14 protein-coding genes are annotated in these 15,165 nt (G+C 63.4%); 6 read left to right on the top strand and 8 right to left on the bottom strand.

Going from position 1 to position 15,165, the window contains the following annotated elements:
* Positions 1-149: 149 nt before the first annotated feature.
* Positions 150-1,079 (bottom strand): ornithine carbamoyltransferase, encoded by a 930-nt coding sequence (gene argF, locus HWY30_RS17300; protein WP_090801624.1) that lies wholly within the window; start codon positions 1,077-1,079, stop codon positions 150-152.
* 505 nt (positions 1,080-1,584) lie between these two features.
* Here argF and HWY30_RS17295 point away from each other — a divergent pair.
* Positions 1,585-1,932, top strand: a complete 348-nt coding sequence (locus HWY30_RS17295) for a DUF3579 domain-containing protein (RefSeq protein ID WP_090801622.1) — start codon at positions 1,585-1,587, stop codon at positions 1,930-1,932.
* Positions 1,933-2,081: 149 nt separating this feature from the next.
* Here the strand turns inward: HWY30_RS17295 and rpsT are convergent, their stop codons facing one another.
* Entirely contained in the window at positions 2,082-2,360 is a 279-nt protein-coding gene (rpsT, locus tag HWY30_RS17290; protein ID WP_027198671.1) for a 30S ribosomal protein S20, read from the bottom strand.
* 508 nt (positions 2,361-2,868) lie between these two features.
* On the opposite strand from rpsT, the gene murJ reads away from it, so the two are divergent.
* Both murJ and HWY30_RS17280 read left to right on the top strand, forming a co-directional pair.
* A complete protein-coding gene (gene murJ / locus HWY30_RS17285; protein ID WP_090801620.1) occupies positions 2,869-4,419 on the top strand; it encodes a murein biosynthesis integral membrane protein MurJ in 1,551 nt (516 codons plus the stop codon).
* Positions 4,420-4,424: 5 nt separating this feature from the next.
* Positions 4,425-5,267 (top strand): SirB1 family protein, encoded by an 843-nt coding sequence (locus HWY30_RS17280; protein WP_090805444.1) that lies wholly within the window; start codon positions 4,425-4,427, stop codon positions 5,265-5,267.
* A 127-nt stretch (positions 5,268-5,394) separates the two neighbouring features.
* Here the strand turns inward: HWY30_RS17280 and HWY30_RS17275 are convergent, their stop codons facing one another.
* The 5 genes from HWY30_RS17275 to lpxK form a co-directional block, all read right to left on the bottom strand.
* On the bottom strand, positions 5,395-6,153 hold the full coding sequence (locus HWY30_RS17275; protein WP_090805443.1) for a 3-hydroxyacyl-CoA dehydrogenase: 759 nt from the start codon (positions 6,151-6,153) through the stop codon (positions 5,395-5,397).
* 260 nt (positions 6,154-6,413) lie between these two features.
* Positions 6,414-7,079, bottom strand: a complete 666-nt coding sequence (gene adk, locus HWY30_RS17270; RefSeq protein ID WP_090801619.1) for an adenylate kinase — start codon at positions 7,077-7,079, stop codon at positions 6,414-6,416.
* 210 nt (positions 7,080-7,289) lie between these two features.
* Positions 7,290-8,084, bottom strand: coding sequence for a 3-deoxy-manno-octulosonate cytidylyltransferase (gene kdsB, locus HWY30_RS17265; RefSeq protein ID WP_090801617.1), 795 nt, complete (start codon positions 8,082-8,084; stop codon positions 7,290-7,292).
* A gap of 208 nt (positions 8,085-8,292) precedes the next feature.
* The gene (locus HWY30_RS17260; RefSeq protein WP_007180583.1) at positions 8,293-8,496 is read right to left on the bottom strand and encodes a Trm112 family protein; all 204 of its coding nucleotides are present in this window, start codon (positions 8,494-8,496) and stop codon (positions 8,293-8,295) included.
* The gene (gene lpxK / locus HWY30_RS17255; protein ID WP_090801615.1) at positions 8,477-9,493 is read right to left on the bottom strand and encodes a tetraacyldisaccharide 4'-kinase; all 1,017 of its coding nucleotides are present in this window, start codon (positions 9,491-9,493) and stop codon (positions 8,477-8,479) included. The genes HWY30_RS17260 and lpxK overlap by 20 nt, the downstream gene beginning before the upstream one ends.
* Positions 9,494-10,042: 549 nt before the next feature.
* Between lpxK and xseA the strand changes: the two genes are divergently transcribed.
* The 3 genes from xseA (at position 10,043) to HWY30_RS17240 (ending at position 13,387) form a co-directional block, all read left to right on the top strand.
* Positions 10,043-11,422 carry an exodeoxyribonuclease VII large subunit gene (xseA, locus tag HWY30_RS17250; RefSeq protein WP_090801614.1) on the top strand — a complete coding sequence of 460 codons (1,380 nt, stop codon included), beginning with the start codon at positions 10,043-10,045 and terminating at the stop codon, positions 11,420-11,422.
* A gap of 216 nt (positions 11,423-11,638) precedes the next feature.
* Positions 11,639-12,217, top strand: coding sequence for a superoxide dismutase [Fe] (gene sodB, locus HWY30_RS17245; RefSeq protein WP_013090345.1), 579 nt, complete (start codon positions 11,639-11,641; stop codon positions 12,215-12,217).
* A gap of 618 nt (positions 12,218-12,835) precedes the next feature.
* Complete coding sequence (locus HWY30_RS17240; RefSeq protein ID WP_090801611.1) at positions 12,836-13,387, top strand: glycine zipper family protein; 552 nt, start codon at positions 12,836-12,838, stop codon at positions 13,385-13,387.
* Between the two features lie 123 nt (positions 13,388-13,510).
* On the opposite strand, the gene HWY30_RS17235 is transcribed toward HWY30_RS17240, so the two are convergent.
* Positions 13,511-15,061, bottom strand: a complete 1,551-nt coding sequence (locus HWY30_RS17235; RefSeq protein ID WP_090801609.1) for an NYN domain-containing protein — start codon at positions 15,059-15,061, stop codon at positions 13,511-13,513.
* Between the last annotated feature and the right edge of the window lie 104 nt (positions 15,062-15,165).

Raw genomic sequence — 15,165 nt, 5'->3', positions numbered from 1 at the left:
ACGAAACGAAGCTCGCTGGAGCAATCCAGTCGTCAGGAAACGCCGGATACGTGATCCGTACGTCCGGTGTTGTGGGAGGACGGCGGGGGCAACCCCGCCTCCTACCCGATTGCCCGCGGTTCCGGCGCGGGTATGGACCAGCGGCTCGCTCAGTGATTGAGCTTGCCGAGCAGCAGGTATTCCATCAACGCCTTCTGCACGTGCAGACGGTTTTCCGCCTCATCCCACACGACGCTCTGCGGTCCGTCGATCACTTCCGCGCTGACTTCTTCGCCGCGATGCGCGGGCAGGCAGTGCATGAAGAGCGCGTCGGGATTCGCGCGCGCCATCATGTCGGCGTCGACGCACCAGTCTGCGAAGGCCTTCTTGCGCGCTTCGTTCTCGGCCTCGAAGCCCATGCTGGTCCACACGTCGGTGGTGACGAGATCGGCGCCCGTGCAGGCTTCGTTCGGGTCGTCGAATTCCTCGTAGAACGACGCGCTTTGCGCCGCGACGAGCGCGCGGTCGAGCTTGTAGCCGGGCGGCGTGGACAGGCGCAGCCTGAACCCGAGAATCTGCGCGGCTTCGATCCACGTGTACAGCATGTTATTCGCGTCGCCGACCCACGCGACCGTCTTGTCGCGAATTGGACCGCGATGCTCGAAGTACGTGAAGATGTCTGCGAGCACCTGACACGGGTGGTATTCGTTCGTGAGCCCGTTGATCACCGGCACGCGCGAATTCTCGGCGAAGCGCTGGATGATGTCCTGGCCGAACGTGCGGATCATGATGATGTCGACCATGCGCGAGATGACCTGCGCGGCGTCTTCGATCGGCTCGCCGCGGCCGAGCTGCGTGTCGCGCGTGCTCATGAACACGGCGTGGCCGCCCAGCTGGAAGATGCCGGCTTCGAACGACAGGCGCGTGCGTGTCGAATTCTTTTCGAAGATCATCGCCAGCGTGCGGTCATGCAGCGGGTGATAGGTCTCGTAGTTCTTGAATTTGCGTTTCAGGATGCGCGCGCGCTCCAGCACGTACTCGTAGTCTTCCAGCGAGAAGTCCTTGAACTGCAGGTAGTGGCGAATTTTCTTGGCGGTCATGAAACAAATACGGCGGTCTCACCCGGCAGGGTTGCCGGACTGCGCCGCCGTCGGTATGGTGGTAACTCCATGCAGCATAAAGGATTTCGCCTCGTTTGACGAGTCGGCGGGAGGGCGCCGAAAGCGATTCGAAAGCTTCGTATCGCGCTTCGCGGGGTCATCGGAAGGCGCTTGTGTGCGCTGCGGAAAAGGGCCCGCTGCGCTATAATCTGCGGGTTATCCCAAAGCCCAGCAGGCCGGCGTTTCGCATGAAGAAACGCGGCTCGTGCGGCGCGGAAAGCCTGTCAAGGCGTGGCCGTCATGACAGACGCCAGAGCGGTTCAGCCGGTTCGCCGCAGCGGTTCTCGTGGTGCGGTTCGTCATTGTTGCGTTAGCGCCAGATCCCACGCACGTCGCAGGTGGCTGCAAGCGCTTGCCGTACATGCCGCTTGCGGTGAGTTCGAGCGTACAACTGGCGTCGCCGGTTGGTCGTCATTCCGCTGGGCAGTCACACAGGTATTTCTACATGGCCGAAGCAGCTCCAATCGAATATTTCATTCAGGGCATTACGTCGACGGGAAAAAAATTTCGGCCGAGCGACTGGTCGGAGCGGCTCGCGGGCGTCATGTCGTCGTTCGGGCCCGGCGTGAGGAAGGGGCCGAACGCCTATATGCAGTACTCGCTGTACGTGCGGCCGACCATGATCGGCGACCTCAAATGCGTGATTCTCGATTCGCGGCTGCGCGACATCGAACCAATGGCCTTCGATTTCGTTATGAACTTCGCGAAAGACAACGACCTGCTGGTCACCGAGGCGTGTGAGCTGGAACTCGACCATGCGCCTGCGCCGCAAGCCAAACGGCAGGTCATCTGATGTAAGTCGACCGGATCGGCAAAAACAAAAACCCGCAAGCAGCGGGTTTTTTTGTGGCTGGCAATTCAACCGAAACAAAAAAGCCCGCCAAAGCGGGCTTCTTGTGCAGCGGAAACAGGAGGTAGCCCGCCGAAGCGGGCCGACCGGAATTACTGCGCTGCGGGCGCTTGCAGACCCTTGACGGCTGCAGCGAGGCGGCTCTTGTTGCGAGCTGCCTTGTTCTTGTGAACGATGTTCTTGTCGGCGATGATGTCGATGGTCTTCGACGATGCCTTGAAGATTTCGGCGGCCTTAGCGTGATCGCCTGCATCGATTGCCTTGCGGACAGCCTTGATAGCCGTGCGGAACTTCGAGCGCAGTGCCGAGTTGTGCGAGTTTGCCTTCGCGGCCTGGCGGGCGCGCTTGCGTGCTTGTGCGGAGTTAGCCATGACGGTTCCTTATCCTGTTCCTGTTTCCAGTACCCGGCCTTCAATGATGAGGCGAGGTGCTGCTTCTCGATCCGAACCCTTGGAAGCGATTGCCCAAGGGCGCAAAAGTGTCGAAAAAATCGATCGAACTACGCGAAGGCGGGCCCGTGTTTCAAGGCATCCGGATGTATTGACAGGCGGCGCTGCGCCAACCTGAGAACCGCGTCCGAAGACCATTCGAAAACTGAGCAAGCTTCGAAACCGACGATTATAGCAACAAAATCAGGCACGTGACAACGGAAAACACGCGCCGGCGCCACAATGACCGGAGCGGCGTCATGTCGGCGCGTATGTGCTGGCCCTCCTGCGAGGGCGCCGATGGAAGGCGGGGGCGCTGCCGGGAAGACCGCAGAAAACACAAGAAATCGCGCTTTCCAGCCGATCGCGGCGAACGTCCGCGTGGCAAATCGGTCCGAATCGCGTTCTGGCTCGTCGCCCGCATTGGCGGGACCCGTATAATAAGCGCCCCATGAATCTATTACGAGCCCTGCTGACGGTCAGCGGCTTCACGCTGCTGTCGCGCGTGACCGGACTGGCCCGTGAAACGTTGATCGCCCGTGCGTTCGGCGCCAGTCAATACACCGACGCTTTCTACGTCGCCTTTCGCATTCCGAACCTGCTGCGTCGCATTTCCGCCGAAGGCGCGTTCTCGCAGGCCTTCGTGCCGATCCTCGCGGAGTTCAAGAACCAGCAAGGCCACGACGCCACCAAGGCGCTCGTCGACGCGACCTCGACCGTGCTCGCGTGGGCGCTCGCCGTGCTGTCAGTGATCGGCGTGGTCGGCGCGTCGGGCGTCGTGTTCGTCGTCGCGTCGGGCCTCGCGCACGAGGGCCACGCGTACCAGCTTGCGGTCGCGATGACGCGCATCATGTTCCCATACATCATTTTCATCTCGCTGACGTCGCTGGCGTCGGGCGTGCTGAATACGTACAAGAACTTTTCGTTGCCCGCGTTTGCGCCCGTGCTGTTGAACGTCGCGTTCATCGCCTCCGCCGTATTCCTCGCGCCGCGCCTGCAAACGCCGGTCTATGCGCTCGCCTGGGCAGTGATCGTCGGCGGCGTGCTGCAATTCGTCGTGCAGCTGCCGGGCCTCAAGAAGATCGACATGGTGCCGCTCATCGGCCTGAACCCGCTGCGCGCGCTCGCGCATCGCGGCGTAAAGCGGGTGCTCGCGAAGATGGTGCCGGCGATGTTCGCGGTGTCGGTCGCGCAGATCAGCCTGATCATCAACACCAACATCGCGTCGCACATCGGCCCCGGCGCGGTGTCGTGGATCAACTACGCCGACCGGCTGATGGAGTTTCCGACCGCGCTGCTCGGCGTCGCGCTGGGCACGATCCTGCTGCCGAGCCTGTCGAAGGCGCACGTCGATGCCGACTCGCATGAGTATTCGTCGCTGCTCGACTGGGGACTGCGCGTCACGTTCCTGCTCGCCGCGCCGAGCGCGATCGCGCTGTTCTTTTTCGCCCAGCCGCTGACAGCGGTGCTGTTCAACTACGGCAAGTTCGACGGCAATGCGGTCGTGATGGTGAGCCGCGCGCTCGCCGCCTACGGAGTCGGCCTGATCGGCCTGATCCTGATCAAGATCCTCGCGCCGGGCTTTTACGCGAAGCAGGACATCAAGACGCCAGTGAAGATCGGCATCGGCGTGCTGGTCGTCACGCAGTTGAGCAACTACGTGTTCGTGCCGGTGCTCGCGCATGCGGGTCTCACGCTGAGCGTCGGGCTCGGCGCTTGCGTCAATGCGTTGCTGCTATTCATTGGTCTGCGCAAACGTGGCATTTATATGCCGTCGAGCGGCTGGCTCAAGTTTTTCGTGCAGTTGCTCGGGGCGTGCCTCGTGCTCGCCGGCGTGATGCGCTGGCTCGCGATCAGCTTCGACTGGATCGGCATGCATACCCAGCCGGTCAGCCGCATGGTGTTGCTCGGTGCGTGTCTCGTGCTGTTCGCCGCGCTGTATTTCGGTATGCTTTGGCTGATGGGCTTCAAGTACGCGTATTTCAGAAGGCGAGTGAAGTGATCACCATGTCGCGGGTTCTCGATTATTTCAGTACGCTCGTCGCCGAAGACGAGAGCCTGCCGCTGACCGAGACGGCGCTCTCGATCGCGCAGGATGCCTATCCCGACCTCGATCTGCAGTCGGTGCTCGCCGAGATCGACGAGCTGGTGCTGCGGCTGCGGCGCCGCATGCCCGACGATGCCGACATCCGTCAGAAGGTTGGCATCCTCAACCGTTTCTTTTTCCGCGAACTCGGTTTCGCGAGCAACCTGAACGATTACTACGACCCCGACAACAGCCATCTGAACGTCGTACTCAAACGTCGCCGCGGCATTCCGATTTCGCTCGCGGTGCTCTATCTGGAGATGGCCGAGCAATTCGGCGTTCCGGTGCGAGGGGTGTCGTTTCCAGGCCACTTCCTGCTGCGCGTGACGATGCCCGACGGCGACGTGATGCTCGATCCGACCACCGGTCATTCGCTGTCCGAAGCGCAGATGGTCGAGATGCTCGAGCCGTACGTCGCGTCGGCTGGCGATTCGGTCGGGCGCGCGCTACGCATGCTGCTGCAACCGGCCACGCATCGCGAGATCGTCGCGCGGATGTTGCGCAACCTGAAGGCGATCTATCTGCAGACCGAGCGTTGGCAACGTCTGCTCGCGGTGCAGCAACGGCTCGTCATTCTGCTGCCGGACAATATCGAGGAAGTGCGGGATCGCGGTTTCGCGTATGCGCGGCTCGATTATCTGCGGCCCGCGCTCGAGGACCTCGAAAGCTATCTCGGCGATCGCCCCGATGCGGAAGATGCCACCGTGGTCGAGTCGCAGTTGCATGAATTGCGGCAGCGCACGCGGCATGATGACGGCGAATAGCGACGCGCGTTTTCACGCTGCATAAAACACAAACGCCTGCACATGTCGCACATGCACAGGCGTTTTTTTATCGCCGTATGCAGGCCTTGGCCTAGCATCGGCGACCAGATCGATCGCTAAGCGATCCTCACTTCGGCTGCATGCGGATCGCGCCGTCCAGCCGGATCACCTCGCCGTTCAGCATCGGATTGTCGAAGATCTGCTTGGCGAGCATCGCGTATTCCGCCGGTTTGCCGAGGCGCGGCGGGAACGGCACCATCGCACCGAGCGCGTCCTGCACTTCCTGCGGCATGCCGAGCAGCATCGGCGTTTCGAAGAGGCCGGGGGCGATCGTCATCACGCGGATCGCGTTGCGCGACAGGTCTCGCGCGATCGGCAGCGTCATACCGACCACGCCAGCCTTCGACGCGGAGTAGGCCGCCTGGCCGATCTGGCCGTCGAACGCGGCGACCGATGCGGTGTTGATGATCACGCCGCGCTCGCCGTTGGCGTTCGGCTCGTTCTTCGACATTTGCACCGCGGCGAGCCGGATCATGTTGAACGTGCCGATCAGATTGATCGAGATCGTGCGCGTGAACAGATCGAGCGAATGGGGGCCATCCTTGCCGACGGTCTTCGCGGCCGGCGCGACGCCCGCGCAGTTGACGAGACCGCGCAGCGTACCGAGCTTCGTCGCGGCTTCGACGGCCTGTTGCGCGTCCTCTTCCCGGCTCACGTCGCATTTGACGAAAGCGCCGCCGAGTTCCTTTGCGAGCGCCTCGCCCGCGTCCAGATTCAGGTCGGCGAGGACGACTTTGCCGCCGTTCTCGACGAGCAGGCGCGCGGTGGCAGCGCCGAGCCCTGATGCGCCGCCGGTGATCAGGAACACGTTGTCACGAATTTCCATGTCTTCTCCTTTGCTACGGTTGTTCAGTGCGGTCTCGAGCGAAGCATTTTTCGACGACGATCGATTGTAGCGGCTGTGCTGCGCTGCGGAAAGCGAAGCGGGCGGCGGCATGCAAGCGCTATGGAAACCTAACTGGTTCCGCTGGGCGTTCCCCACCGCTTGCCGCTTTTGGTTTGCGCACCGAGCCAAATAAAAAACCCGCCCAACGTGGGCGGGTTTTGGTCAAACGAAAACAGCGGTAATGTTTGGACCAAGCCGGCTTACTTCAGCGCGTCGAACGCGCGGGCGCGAATTTCATCGACGCTGCCAAGGCCCGAAATGCGGCGATATTGGGGCGCCTTCACCGAGCTCGACGTATCGCCGTTCTTCGCCCAGCCGTTGTAGTACTCGATCAGCGGCTTGGTTTGCGATTCGTACACTTCCAGACGCTTCTTGACCGTTTCTTCCTTGTCGTCGTCGCGCTGGATCAGCGGCTCGCCGGTCACGTCGTCGATGCCCTCGACCTTCGGCGGATTGAACGTCACGTGATAGGTGCGGCCCGACGCGGGGTGCGAGCGACGGCCGCTCATGCGCACGATGATCTCGTCGAACGGCACGTCGATTTCGAGCACGTAGTCGATCGCGACACCGGCCTGCTTCATTGCTTCGGCTTGCGGAATCGTGCGCGGGAAGCCGTCGAACAGATAGCCGTTCGCGCAGTCCGGCTGCTGCAGACGTTCCTTCACGAGGTTGATGATCAGCTCATCCGTGACGAGCTCGCCGGCGTCCATGAAGCGCTTTGCTTCGAGGCCGAGCGGCGTGCCAGCCTTGACGGCCGCGCGCAGCATGTCGCCGGTCGAAATTTGCGGGATGCCGAACTTTTCCTTGATGAAGTTGGCCTGAGTGCCTTTGCCGGCACCCGGTGCACCCAACAGGATCAAACGCATGGATATCTCCAGATCTATGTGAATTCTTTGTTGACGCGGCATGCTTCCCGGCGATTCTCGCAGGTTGCGCATCGGCTACCGTTGGCTACCTCGCGCTGCACGTCGAATACGACGGCGCTGCAAGATCCGCACGGCGCGACCGGATAACCCGAGTGTCGCCTGCGCTGGGAGGCGCGCATAACCGTTCGATTATGCCACGGCTTCCCGCGCTCAAGACCCGAATAAGGCCCGTACGCGCGCGAGATCGGCGGGGGTATCGACCCCCGCCAACGGTACGTCTTGCGTGACGAGGACCGCGATGCGCTCGCCATGCCACATCGCGCGCAGTTGTTCGAGCGCTTCGACCTGCTCGATCGGCGAGATCGCGAGGCTCGGGTACGTGCGCAGAAATTTCGCGCGATACGCGTACAGGCCGATGTGCCGGTATACGACGGCGGGCGCGGCCGGCGTCGGCATCGACGCGACGTTGGGCCAGTGCGGTTGCCATGCGTCGCGCGCCCACGGGATCGGCGCGCGCGAGAAATACAGCGCGACGCCGCGCGCATCGGGCACGACCTTGACGACGTTCGGATTGAAAATTTCGGCGGGATCGGTGATCGGATGCGCGGCCGTCGCGATCGCGCAGTCGCTTGTCGTTGCCAGATGCGCGGCGACGCCGCGCACGAGCGCCGGGTCGATCAGCGGCTCGTCGCCCTGCACGTTGACGACGATCGTGTCGTCGCTCCAGCCGAAACGCGTCGCCACTTCCGCGAGACGGTCGGTGCCCGACGGATGGTCGGCGCGCGTGAGTACCGCGTCGAAGCCGTGGTCTCGCGCCGCGTCGAGCACTTCCTGCGCGTCCGACGCGACCAGCACCTGTTGCGCGCCCGATTCGCGCGCGCGCTGCGCGACGCGCACGACCATCGGTTTGCCGCCGATGTCCGCGAGCGGCTTGTTGGGCAGACGCGTCGACGCGAGGCGGGCCGGCACGACGGCGATAAACGGATGAGGGGTGGTGTGGATCATCGGATCAGGAACGGGCGGCGATCAGGCCGGAGGAAGAGGCTGCGCGCGCGACGCTCACGCAGAGTCGGAGATGAGCCGGAGCGGCGAAAACGGCTGTGGATCGATATGGGAGCGCATGCGGGGAGGGGGCGGTGGCATCGATGAAGTCTGCCTTGACCCGCGCGCGAGCGAGACGTCGCGGCGCCTCGCGCTGCAGTGGCGCTGCGGGTCAGGCGACCGAGCCGGGATTCAGATCGACCGGCGTGCCTTCGACGGTCTGCCTCGCTTCGTCGACGAGCATCACGGGAATGCCGTCGCGGATCGGATAGGCGAGCTTGTCCGCGTTGCAGATCAGTTCCTGCGCGGCGCGGTCGTAGCTGAGCGGGCCCTTGCAGATCGGGCAGACGAGGATTTCAAGCAGGCGAGCGTCCACGGACTTTCTCCACAACTAATGCAGTGAGGCGGTGATCAAGCGCGGCTTCGACCGGGACTACCCAGATGCGCGCGTCGTGCCAGGCCCCCAATTTTACCGCATCCTTTTCCGTAATCAGGATCGCGTCGGCGTCGACGTCGGTGAACGGATTGCGCTCGAACGCGTAGTGGTCGGGCAGCGCGCGCGTCGTGGGCGCGAGGCCGGCCGCGCGCACTGTCGCGAAAAAGCGTTCCGGCGCGCCGATGCCGGCCGCGGCCAGCACGCGTTGACCGGCGAATTGCGCAAGCGGGCGGCGCAGTGCGGGATTGTCGAGATGCCACGCGTCGGCAGGGGCGAGCTGCAGTGCGAACGTGTTCGGCCACGCGGGCAGCGTGCGCGCATACGGATCGTTGATCAGCGTCGCGTCGCGGCGGCGCGACAGCGGCTCGCGCAGCGGCCCGGCCGGTAGCAGGAAACCGTTGCCGCCGAGCCGGTGATCGAACACGACGAGTTCGACATCGCGCGCGAGGCGATAGTGCTGCAAGCCGTCGTCGCTGACGATCACGTCGACGTCGCGATGCGCGGCGCACAACGCCTGCGCGGCGGCGACGCGGTCCGGACAGACCCACACGGGTGCGCCGGTGCGGCGCGCGATCAGCAACGGCTCGTCTCCGCCGACCCGTGCCGACGAACCGGGCGTGACCCGGGTCGGCGTGCTCACGCGCGCGCCGTAGCCGCGCGACACGATGCCGGGCGTTAAGCCCGCGGCGCGCAACGCTTCGACGAGCGCGATGACGGTCGGCGTCTTGCCGGTGCCCCCGACCGTCACGTTGCCGACCACCACCACCGGCACGCCGACGCGCACCGATTTGAGCCAGCCGAGCGAAAACGCGGCGCGGCGCGCGGCCGCGACTGCGCCGAACACGCAGGCGAGCGGCGTCAGCGCCCAGGCGAGCGGTCCACGTTGCTGCCATTCGCGCGAGAGGCGCGCTCCGAGACGGTCGCTGAGTTCGCTCATGGGCGGGTTGCGAGCACGGACTGCGCGCCGTGCGCACTACGCGGGGTCAACATCAACGCGGTTCTCCGGGCAATCGAATGCGAATACGGGTCAAAAAATGAGGTGCGAGCGGCGCGGCGAAAGGGCCCGCGGCCAGTGGCCTCGGGCCGGGCAAGCTCTCCGCCGCGCTGCGCGATCGACATGCCGTCGAACCCGGCACTGTAGCGCGCGGGCGTCCCGCCCGGCAAGTCGCGTAAGGTCCAACGCACGCCGCTCCACGCTATGTGCGGTTGCGCACAGTCTGTGGATAACTTTGTGGAGAACCTGCCGTCCGATCGTCCCGAAGGGCCATTCCGTGCGCTTTGGATCGTAGTACTCGCTCGCTATCGAGATGCAAACGCCATATAAATCAAGGCTCTGCCAGGAATTTATTGACGTTGGCGGGCGTTCTGGCGGAATTCGTCAGGCGGTTCCCGCCATGTGGACACTTTTAACAATCCTGCGATTCCGGCTGGACGCGGCTCTTCGCTCGGTCTATCGTCTGTCCGGCCAGCGCTATTTATTCCTTGCATGAACCCCGAAAATCCTTTTGCTTCTGCGGCCACACCTGGCGGTGAGGTCGTCGTTCCCGTCTCCGCGCTCAATCGCGCGATCGGCACGATGCTCGAACGCTCGTTTCCACTTGTTTGGGTCGCGGGTGAAGTGTCGAACTTCACGCGCGCCGCGAGCGGCCATTGGTACTTCTCGATCAAGGACGCGCAGGCGCAGATGCGCTGCGTGATGTTCCGCGGTCGAGCTCAGTACGCCGAATTCATGCCGCGCGAAGGCGATCGCATCGAAGTGCGCGCCCTCGTCACGATGTACGAGCCGCGCGGCGAACTGCAGCTTAATGTCGAAGCGGTGCGCCGCACCGGCCAGGGGCGTTTGTACGAAGCGTTTCTGCGGTTGAAGGCGCAACTCGAGGCCGAGGGGCTGTTCGCCGCCGAGCGCAAGCGCGCGCTGCCGACGCATCCGCGCGCGATCGGTATCGTCACGTCGTTGCAGGCTGCCGCATTGCGCGATGTGCTGACGACGCTGTCGCGTCGCGCGCCGCATATTCCGGTGATCGTTTATCCGGCGCCGGTGCAGGGCGCGGGCGTCAGCGCGAAGCTCGCGGCGATGGTCGAGGCGGCTGGCGCGCGCCGCGAGGTCGACGTGCTGATCGTGTGTCGCGGCGGCGGCTCGATCGAAGATCTGTGGGCGTTCAACGAAGAAGTGCTCGCGCGCGCGATTGCGGAAAGCGTCATACCCGTGGTGAGCGGCGTCGGTCACGAGACCGATTTCACGATTGCCGATTTCGCCGCCGACGTACGTGCACCGACGCCGACCGGTGCCGCCGAACTCGTCAGTCCACAGCGCGTCATGCTGCTGCGCGAACTTGATCATCGGCACGCGACGCTCGCGCGCGCGTTCGGCCGCATGATGGAGCGGCGCGCGCAGCAGCTCGACTGGCTGGCGCGCCGGCTCGTGTCGCCCGCCGAGCGGCTCGCTCGGCAGCGCACGCATCTGCAGCAGTTGCGCGTTCGGCTCGCGTCGGCGGGCGCCCGGCCGGTGCGCGACGCTCGTGCGCGATTTTCGTTGCTGCAGATGCGCTGGCAACGCTGGCGTCCGGATCTCGCGGCCGAGCGCACGCGCGTCAACGTGTTGGCGCAGCGTCTGAATGCGGCGCTATCGCGCCGGCATGAACGACAGGTCGCGCGCATCGACATGCTCAGCGCGCGACTCGAAGTGCTGAGTCCACAGCGCACGCTCGAGCGCGGTTATGCGGCCGTGCTCGATGCGCAAAGCGGTCGGGCGATTCGCACGCCGTCGTCGCTGAAACCTGGACGTCGTCTGACGATGCATCTCGCCGAAGGCTCGGCCGATGTCGCGCTCGCCGACGTGCAGGCGCGTCTGACCGACGGTTTCTGACGTTTCACCGGTGGGCGCGTGACGCCCTGTTTACCGTCTTCCGACGAGGCGGGCACGCGCCATGCGCGCCCTTTTCATGGGCCTTGCGCACGGCGTGTTCGACATGCCGGACATAAAGGCCGTTGGTTTGCGGGGTTATTCCAACTCGCCTACAATCGAGTGCTCGATAGCGTCATCCGCAGACTCCCCACAACAGATACAGAGAAGGAAAGCACCATGGAACATACGCTCCCGCCGCTGCCGTTTGCGAAAAACGCGCTCGCTCCGCACATGTCGGAAGAGACGCTCGAGTTTCACTATGGCAAGCATCACCAGACCTATGTGACCAACCTGAACAATCTGATCAAGGGCACCGAGTTCGAGAACCTGTCGCTGGAAGAGATCGTCAAGAAGTCGTCGGGCGGTATCTTCAACAATTCGGCTCAGGTGTGGAATCACACGTTCTTCTGGAACAGCCTGTCGCCGCAAGGTGGCGGCGCACCGACCGGCGCGCTGGCTGACGCCATCAACGCGAAGTGGGGTTCGTTCGACAAGTTCAAGGAAGAGTTTGCGAAGACCGCGGTCGGCACGTTCGGCTCGGGCTGGGCATGGCTCGTGAAGAAGGCTGATGGTTCGCTCGACCTCGTGTCGACGAGCAACGCCGCCACGCCGCTCACCACCGACGCGAAGGCTCTGCTGACGATCGACGTGTGGGAGCACGCTTACTACATCGACTATCGCAATGCGCGTCCGAAGTTCGTCGAGGCGTACTGGAACATCGTCAACTGGGACTTCGCAGCGAAAAACTTCGCTTGAGATTGCCGGTTGCGGCTCGCCGTCTGATGTCGTGATCCTGGCGGTCGCGTTTGAAGATGGTAGCCAGAGGCGAAAGCCCTCCATCGCGAGGGCTTTTTCTTTCTGGAGGCGATTGGAAGGGGAGGAATTGGTATTGCTTACCACCGAGGGATGCCCTTCTTACGCGCTTCTGAAAGAAGTTTGTCACAGTTGGTAACTGCGGTTTGGCGGGGCGCGGCGCTAAGTGAAATTGCCCTGCGGCTAATCGTCGGGGCCAGAATTCGTGGACATCTGTCGATGCCGATGAGCCCGGTCCCCGCCCGTCGACTTCGCCGAACTGGCGAGGGCGGGCGCTGGCGGCGGATGGTTCATATACCGGAAGTTCTGCGCGGTCGCGGCGCTCGGGAAGGTCGTCGCGCCCGGTTGCTGGAGTACGACGTTCGGCGCGGCCGGCGTCGTGTCAATCGATTGCCAGCTCATCTACAAGCATGACTTGATATAACGTACCAATCGCCGCAGCGACTCGCAGCAAGGTCGAGGCCAGCCAGCCGGGCAAAAAACTTTCTGTAACTGAGCCGTAACCACGGAATTTCGCGATTAGCCTAACGTTTGAATTCCAATCCTCCGAAGTGCACCGCCATGATTCCCAGCAATAAAACGATCAGCCTGGCGATTCCCGCCGCCGTCATCGCGCTCGCGTTAGGCGGTTGCGCAGTGGCGCCACCGAGCGGCCCGAGCATAGCCGCGATGCCGCGCAGCGGCGAGCCGCTCAGCCAGTTCCAGCAGAACGACTACGCGTGCCGCGACTACGCGAATCAATCGACGAATCCGTCCGGCGCTGCGCAGGCGGCCACCACGAACAGCGTGAACAGCGCGGCGCTCGGCACGCTCGGCGGCGCGGCGATCGGCGCGCTGTTCGGCGCCGCGGCGGGCAACGCCGGCGCGGGCGCGGCGATCGGCGCCGGCAGCGGTCTGCTGATCGGGGGCGCGAACGGCGCGAATGGCGCCCAGTATTCGGCGGCCGGCATGCAGGCGCGCTACGACACCGCCTACGCCCAGTGCATGACCTCGAAGGGTGAGACGATCGTTCAGCCGCAGCCTTACTATTCGACGCAGCCGGTGTACGTCGCGCCCCGTCCTTATTACGCGCCGCCTCCGCCCGTCATGTACGCGCCTTATCCGGCTTACTGAGCGGTGATAGCTGAGGTTGGCCGGCTTGCGCTTGTCTTGCATTGTCGGCCGGTACTGCATTTCAAGTCCGAAGGACGGTTGGGCGGTAGCTTTTAGCGACGATCGTCGAATCCGTGCCGCTCCTTATTCCGCGCTGTCGGTCGATGCCGCTTTGCGCGGGCGACGGCTCCGGGACGCCGTTTTACGGGCTGCCTTCCTCGCGGCCTCAGACCCTTCTTCCGAGTTGATTGCTGGAGCAGGGGGCGCGGCCGGCGCTGCGATCTCAGGTACTTCCTCGATCGTGCCTGGCGTGCTTTTCTTCACTTTCTTCGCGGCCGTTTTGCGCGATGCGCGCTTTTTGGCGCTTTGACGCTGCGCGGGTTGGTCGCTGTCGGTGGAATGGTCGGTTCCTTGGCCGAATACGACTTGTTCAGCGGCTGTATCCGCTTGCGCTGTTACAGCGCGAGCTTTGGACTCTTCAGCTATCGGTTCAGTGACGAACTCATGTGGGAGCGGCGCGTGTTCACGCGGTTCCTGCCGCTCGACCTCTTCGGCGGGTTCCGCGTGTTCGGTGAGAGCCGCAGCGGTAGCCGCATGCTCTTCATCAGCCGTTTCGTGGTGACCGCGCTTGCCGTGCGCGGCCTCCTGCTGACCCCGCCCCAGCTTGCGGTTGTTGCGCTCCTTGCGCCGCGACTTGTGCTTGCCGCTCGACTCGGACGCGGCCGCTTGCGCCGCCTGCGCTTCATATGAATGTTCGGCCGCCTGTTCGGCCGATACCGCTTCAGCCGACCCCGTTTCGGCAGACTCCGCCGCGGTTTCGCCGATGGTTTCACTTGCCGCTTCACTCGCAACGTTCACGGCTGTACTTCGATAGACGTACGCGCCTGACTTTTCATCGCGGCCGAATTCGAGCAGCCCGCGCGCCTGCGCTTCTTCCAGCAGATTGCCGAAAGCGCGAAACCCGTAATACGTCTCGTTGAAATCCGGTTTGCGCCGTTTGATCGCGTTCTTCAGCACGGACGCCCAGATCTTGCCGCTGTCGCCACGTTCGGAAGCGAGCGCGTCGAATGTCTGCACCGCAATTTCAACGGCCTTGCTGCGGCGCTTCTCCAGATCTTCCTTGGGCGGAGCCTTCTCTTCATCAGGCGCACGTTTGGCTGCCTGCTGGGTGTTCTGCTGCTGACGAGACGATTCGGGCCTTGCGACTGCGCGCTGACTTTCGCGTACAAGATCGTCGTAAAAGAAGAACTCGTCGCAATTCGCAATCAGCAGATCCGAGGTGGACTGTTGCACACCGACGCCGATCACCTGTTTGGCGTTCTCGCGCAGCTTCGACACGAGCGGCGAGAAATCCGAATCACCACTGATGATGACGAACGTATTGACGTGCGATTTCGTGTAACAAAGATCGAGCGCATCGACGACGAGCCGGATGTCGGCGGAATTCTTGCCCGATTGGCGCACGTGCGGAATTTCGATCAACTCGAAATTGGCCTCGTGCATCGCGCCTTTGAAGCTCTTGTAACGGTCCCAGTCGCAATACGCTTTCTTGACGACGATGCTGCCCTTCAGCAGCAGGCGCTCGAGCACCAGCTTGATGTCGAACTTGTCGTACTTCGCGTCGCGCACGCCAAGCGCGACATTCTCGAAGTCGCAGAACAGCGCCATGCTGACGTTTTCGTTGGATGACGCCATGTGTATCTCCATTGAAGCGGTCGTCGAAGTCGACGAATCGCGACATGATAGCGATTCCAGCGAAGGTGAGCAGCTTTTGTGGTGCGCTCGCACCGATCGGTAGG

Origin of the sequence: Paraburkholderia tuberum STM678 (genome assembly GCF_902833905.1) — a bacterium.
Taxonomy (GTDB): Bacteria; Pseudomonadota; Gammaproteobacteria; order Burkholderiales; family Burkholderiaceae; genus Paraburkholderia; species Paraburkholderia tuberum.
The sequence above is the reverse complement of the archived record's forward strand: the minus strand, read 5'-3'. Positions and strand labels throughout refer to the sequence as shown.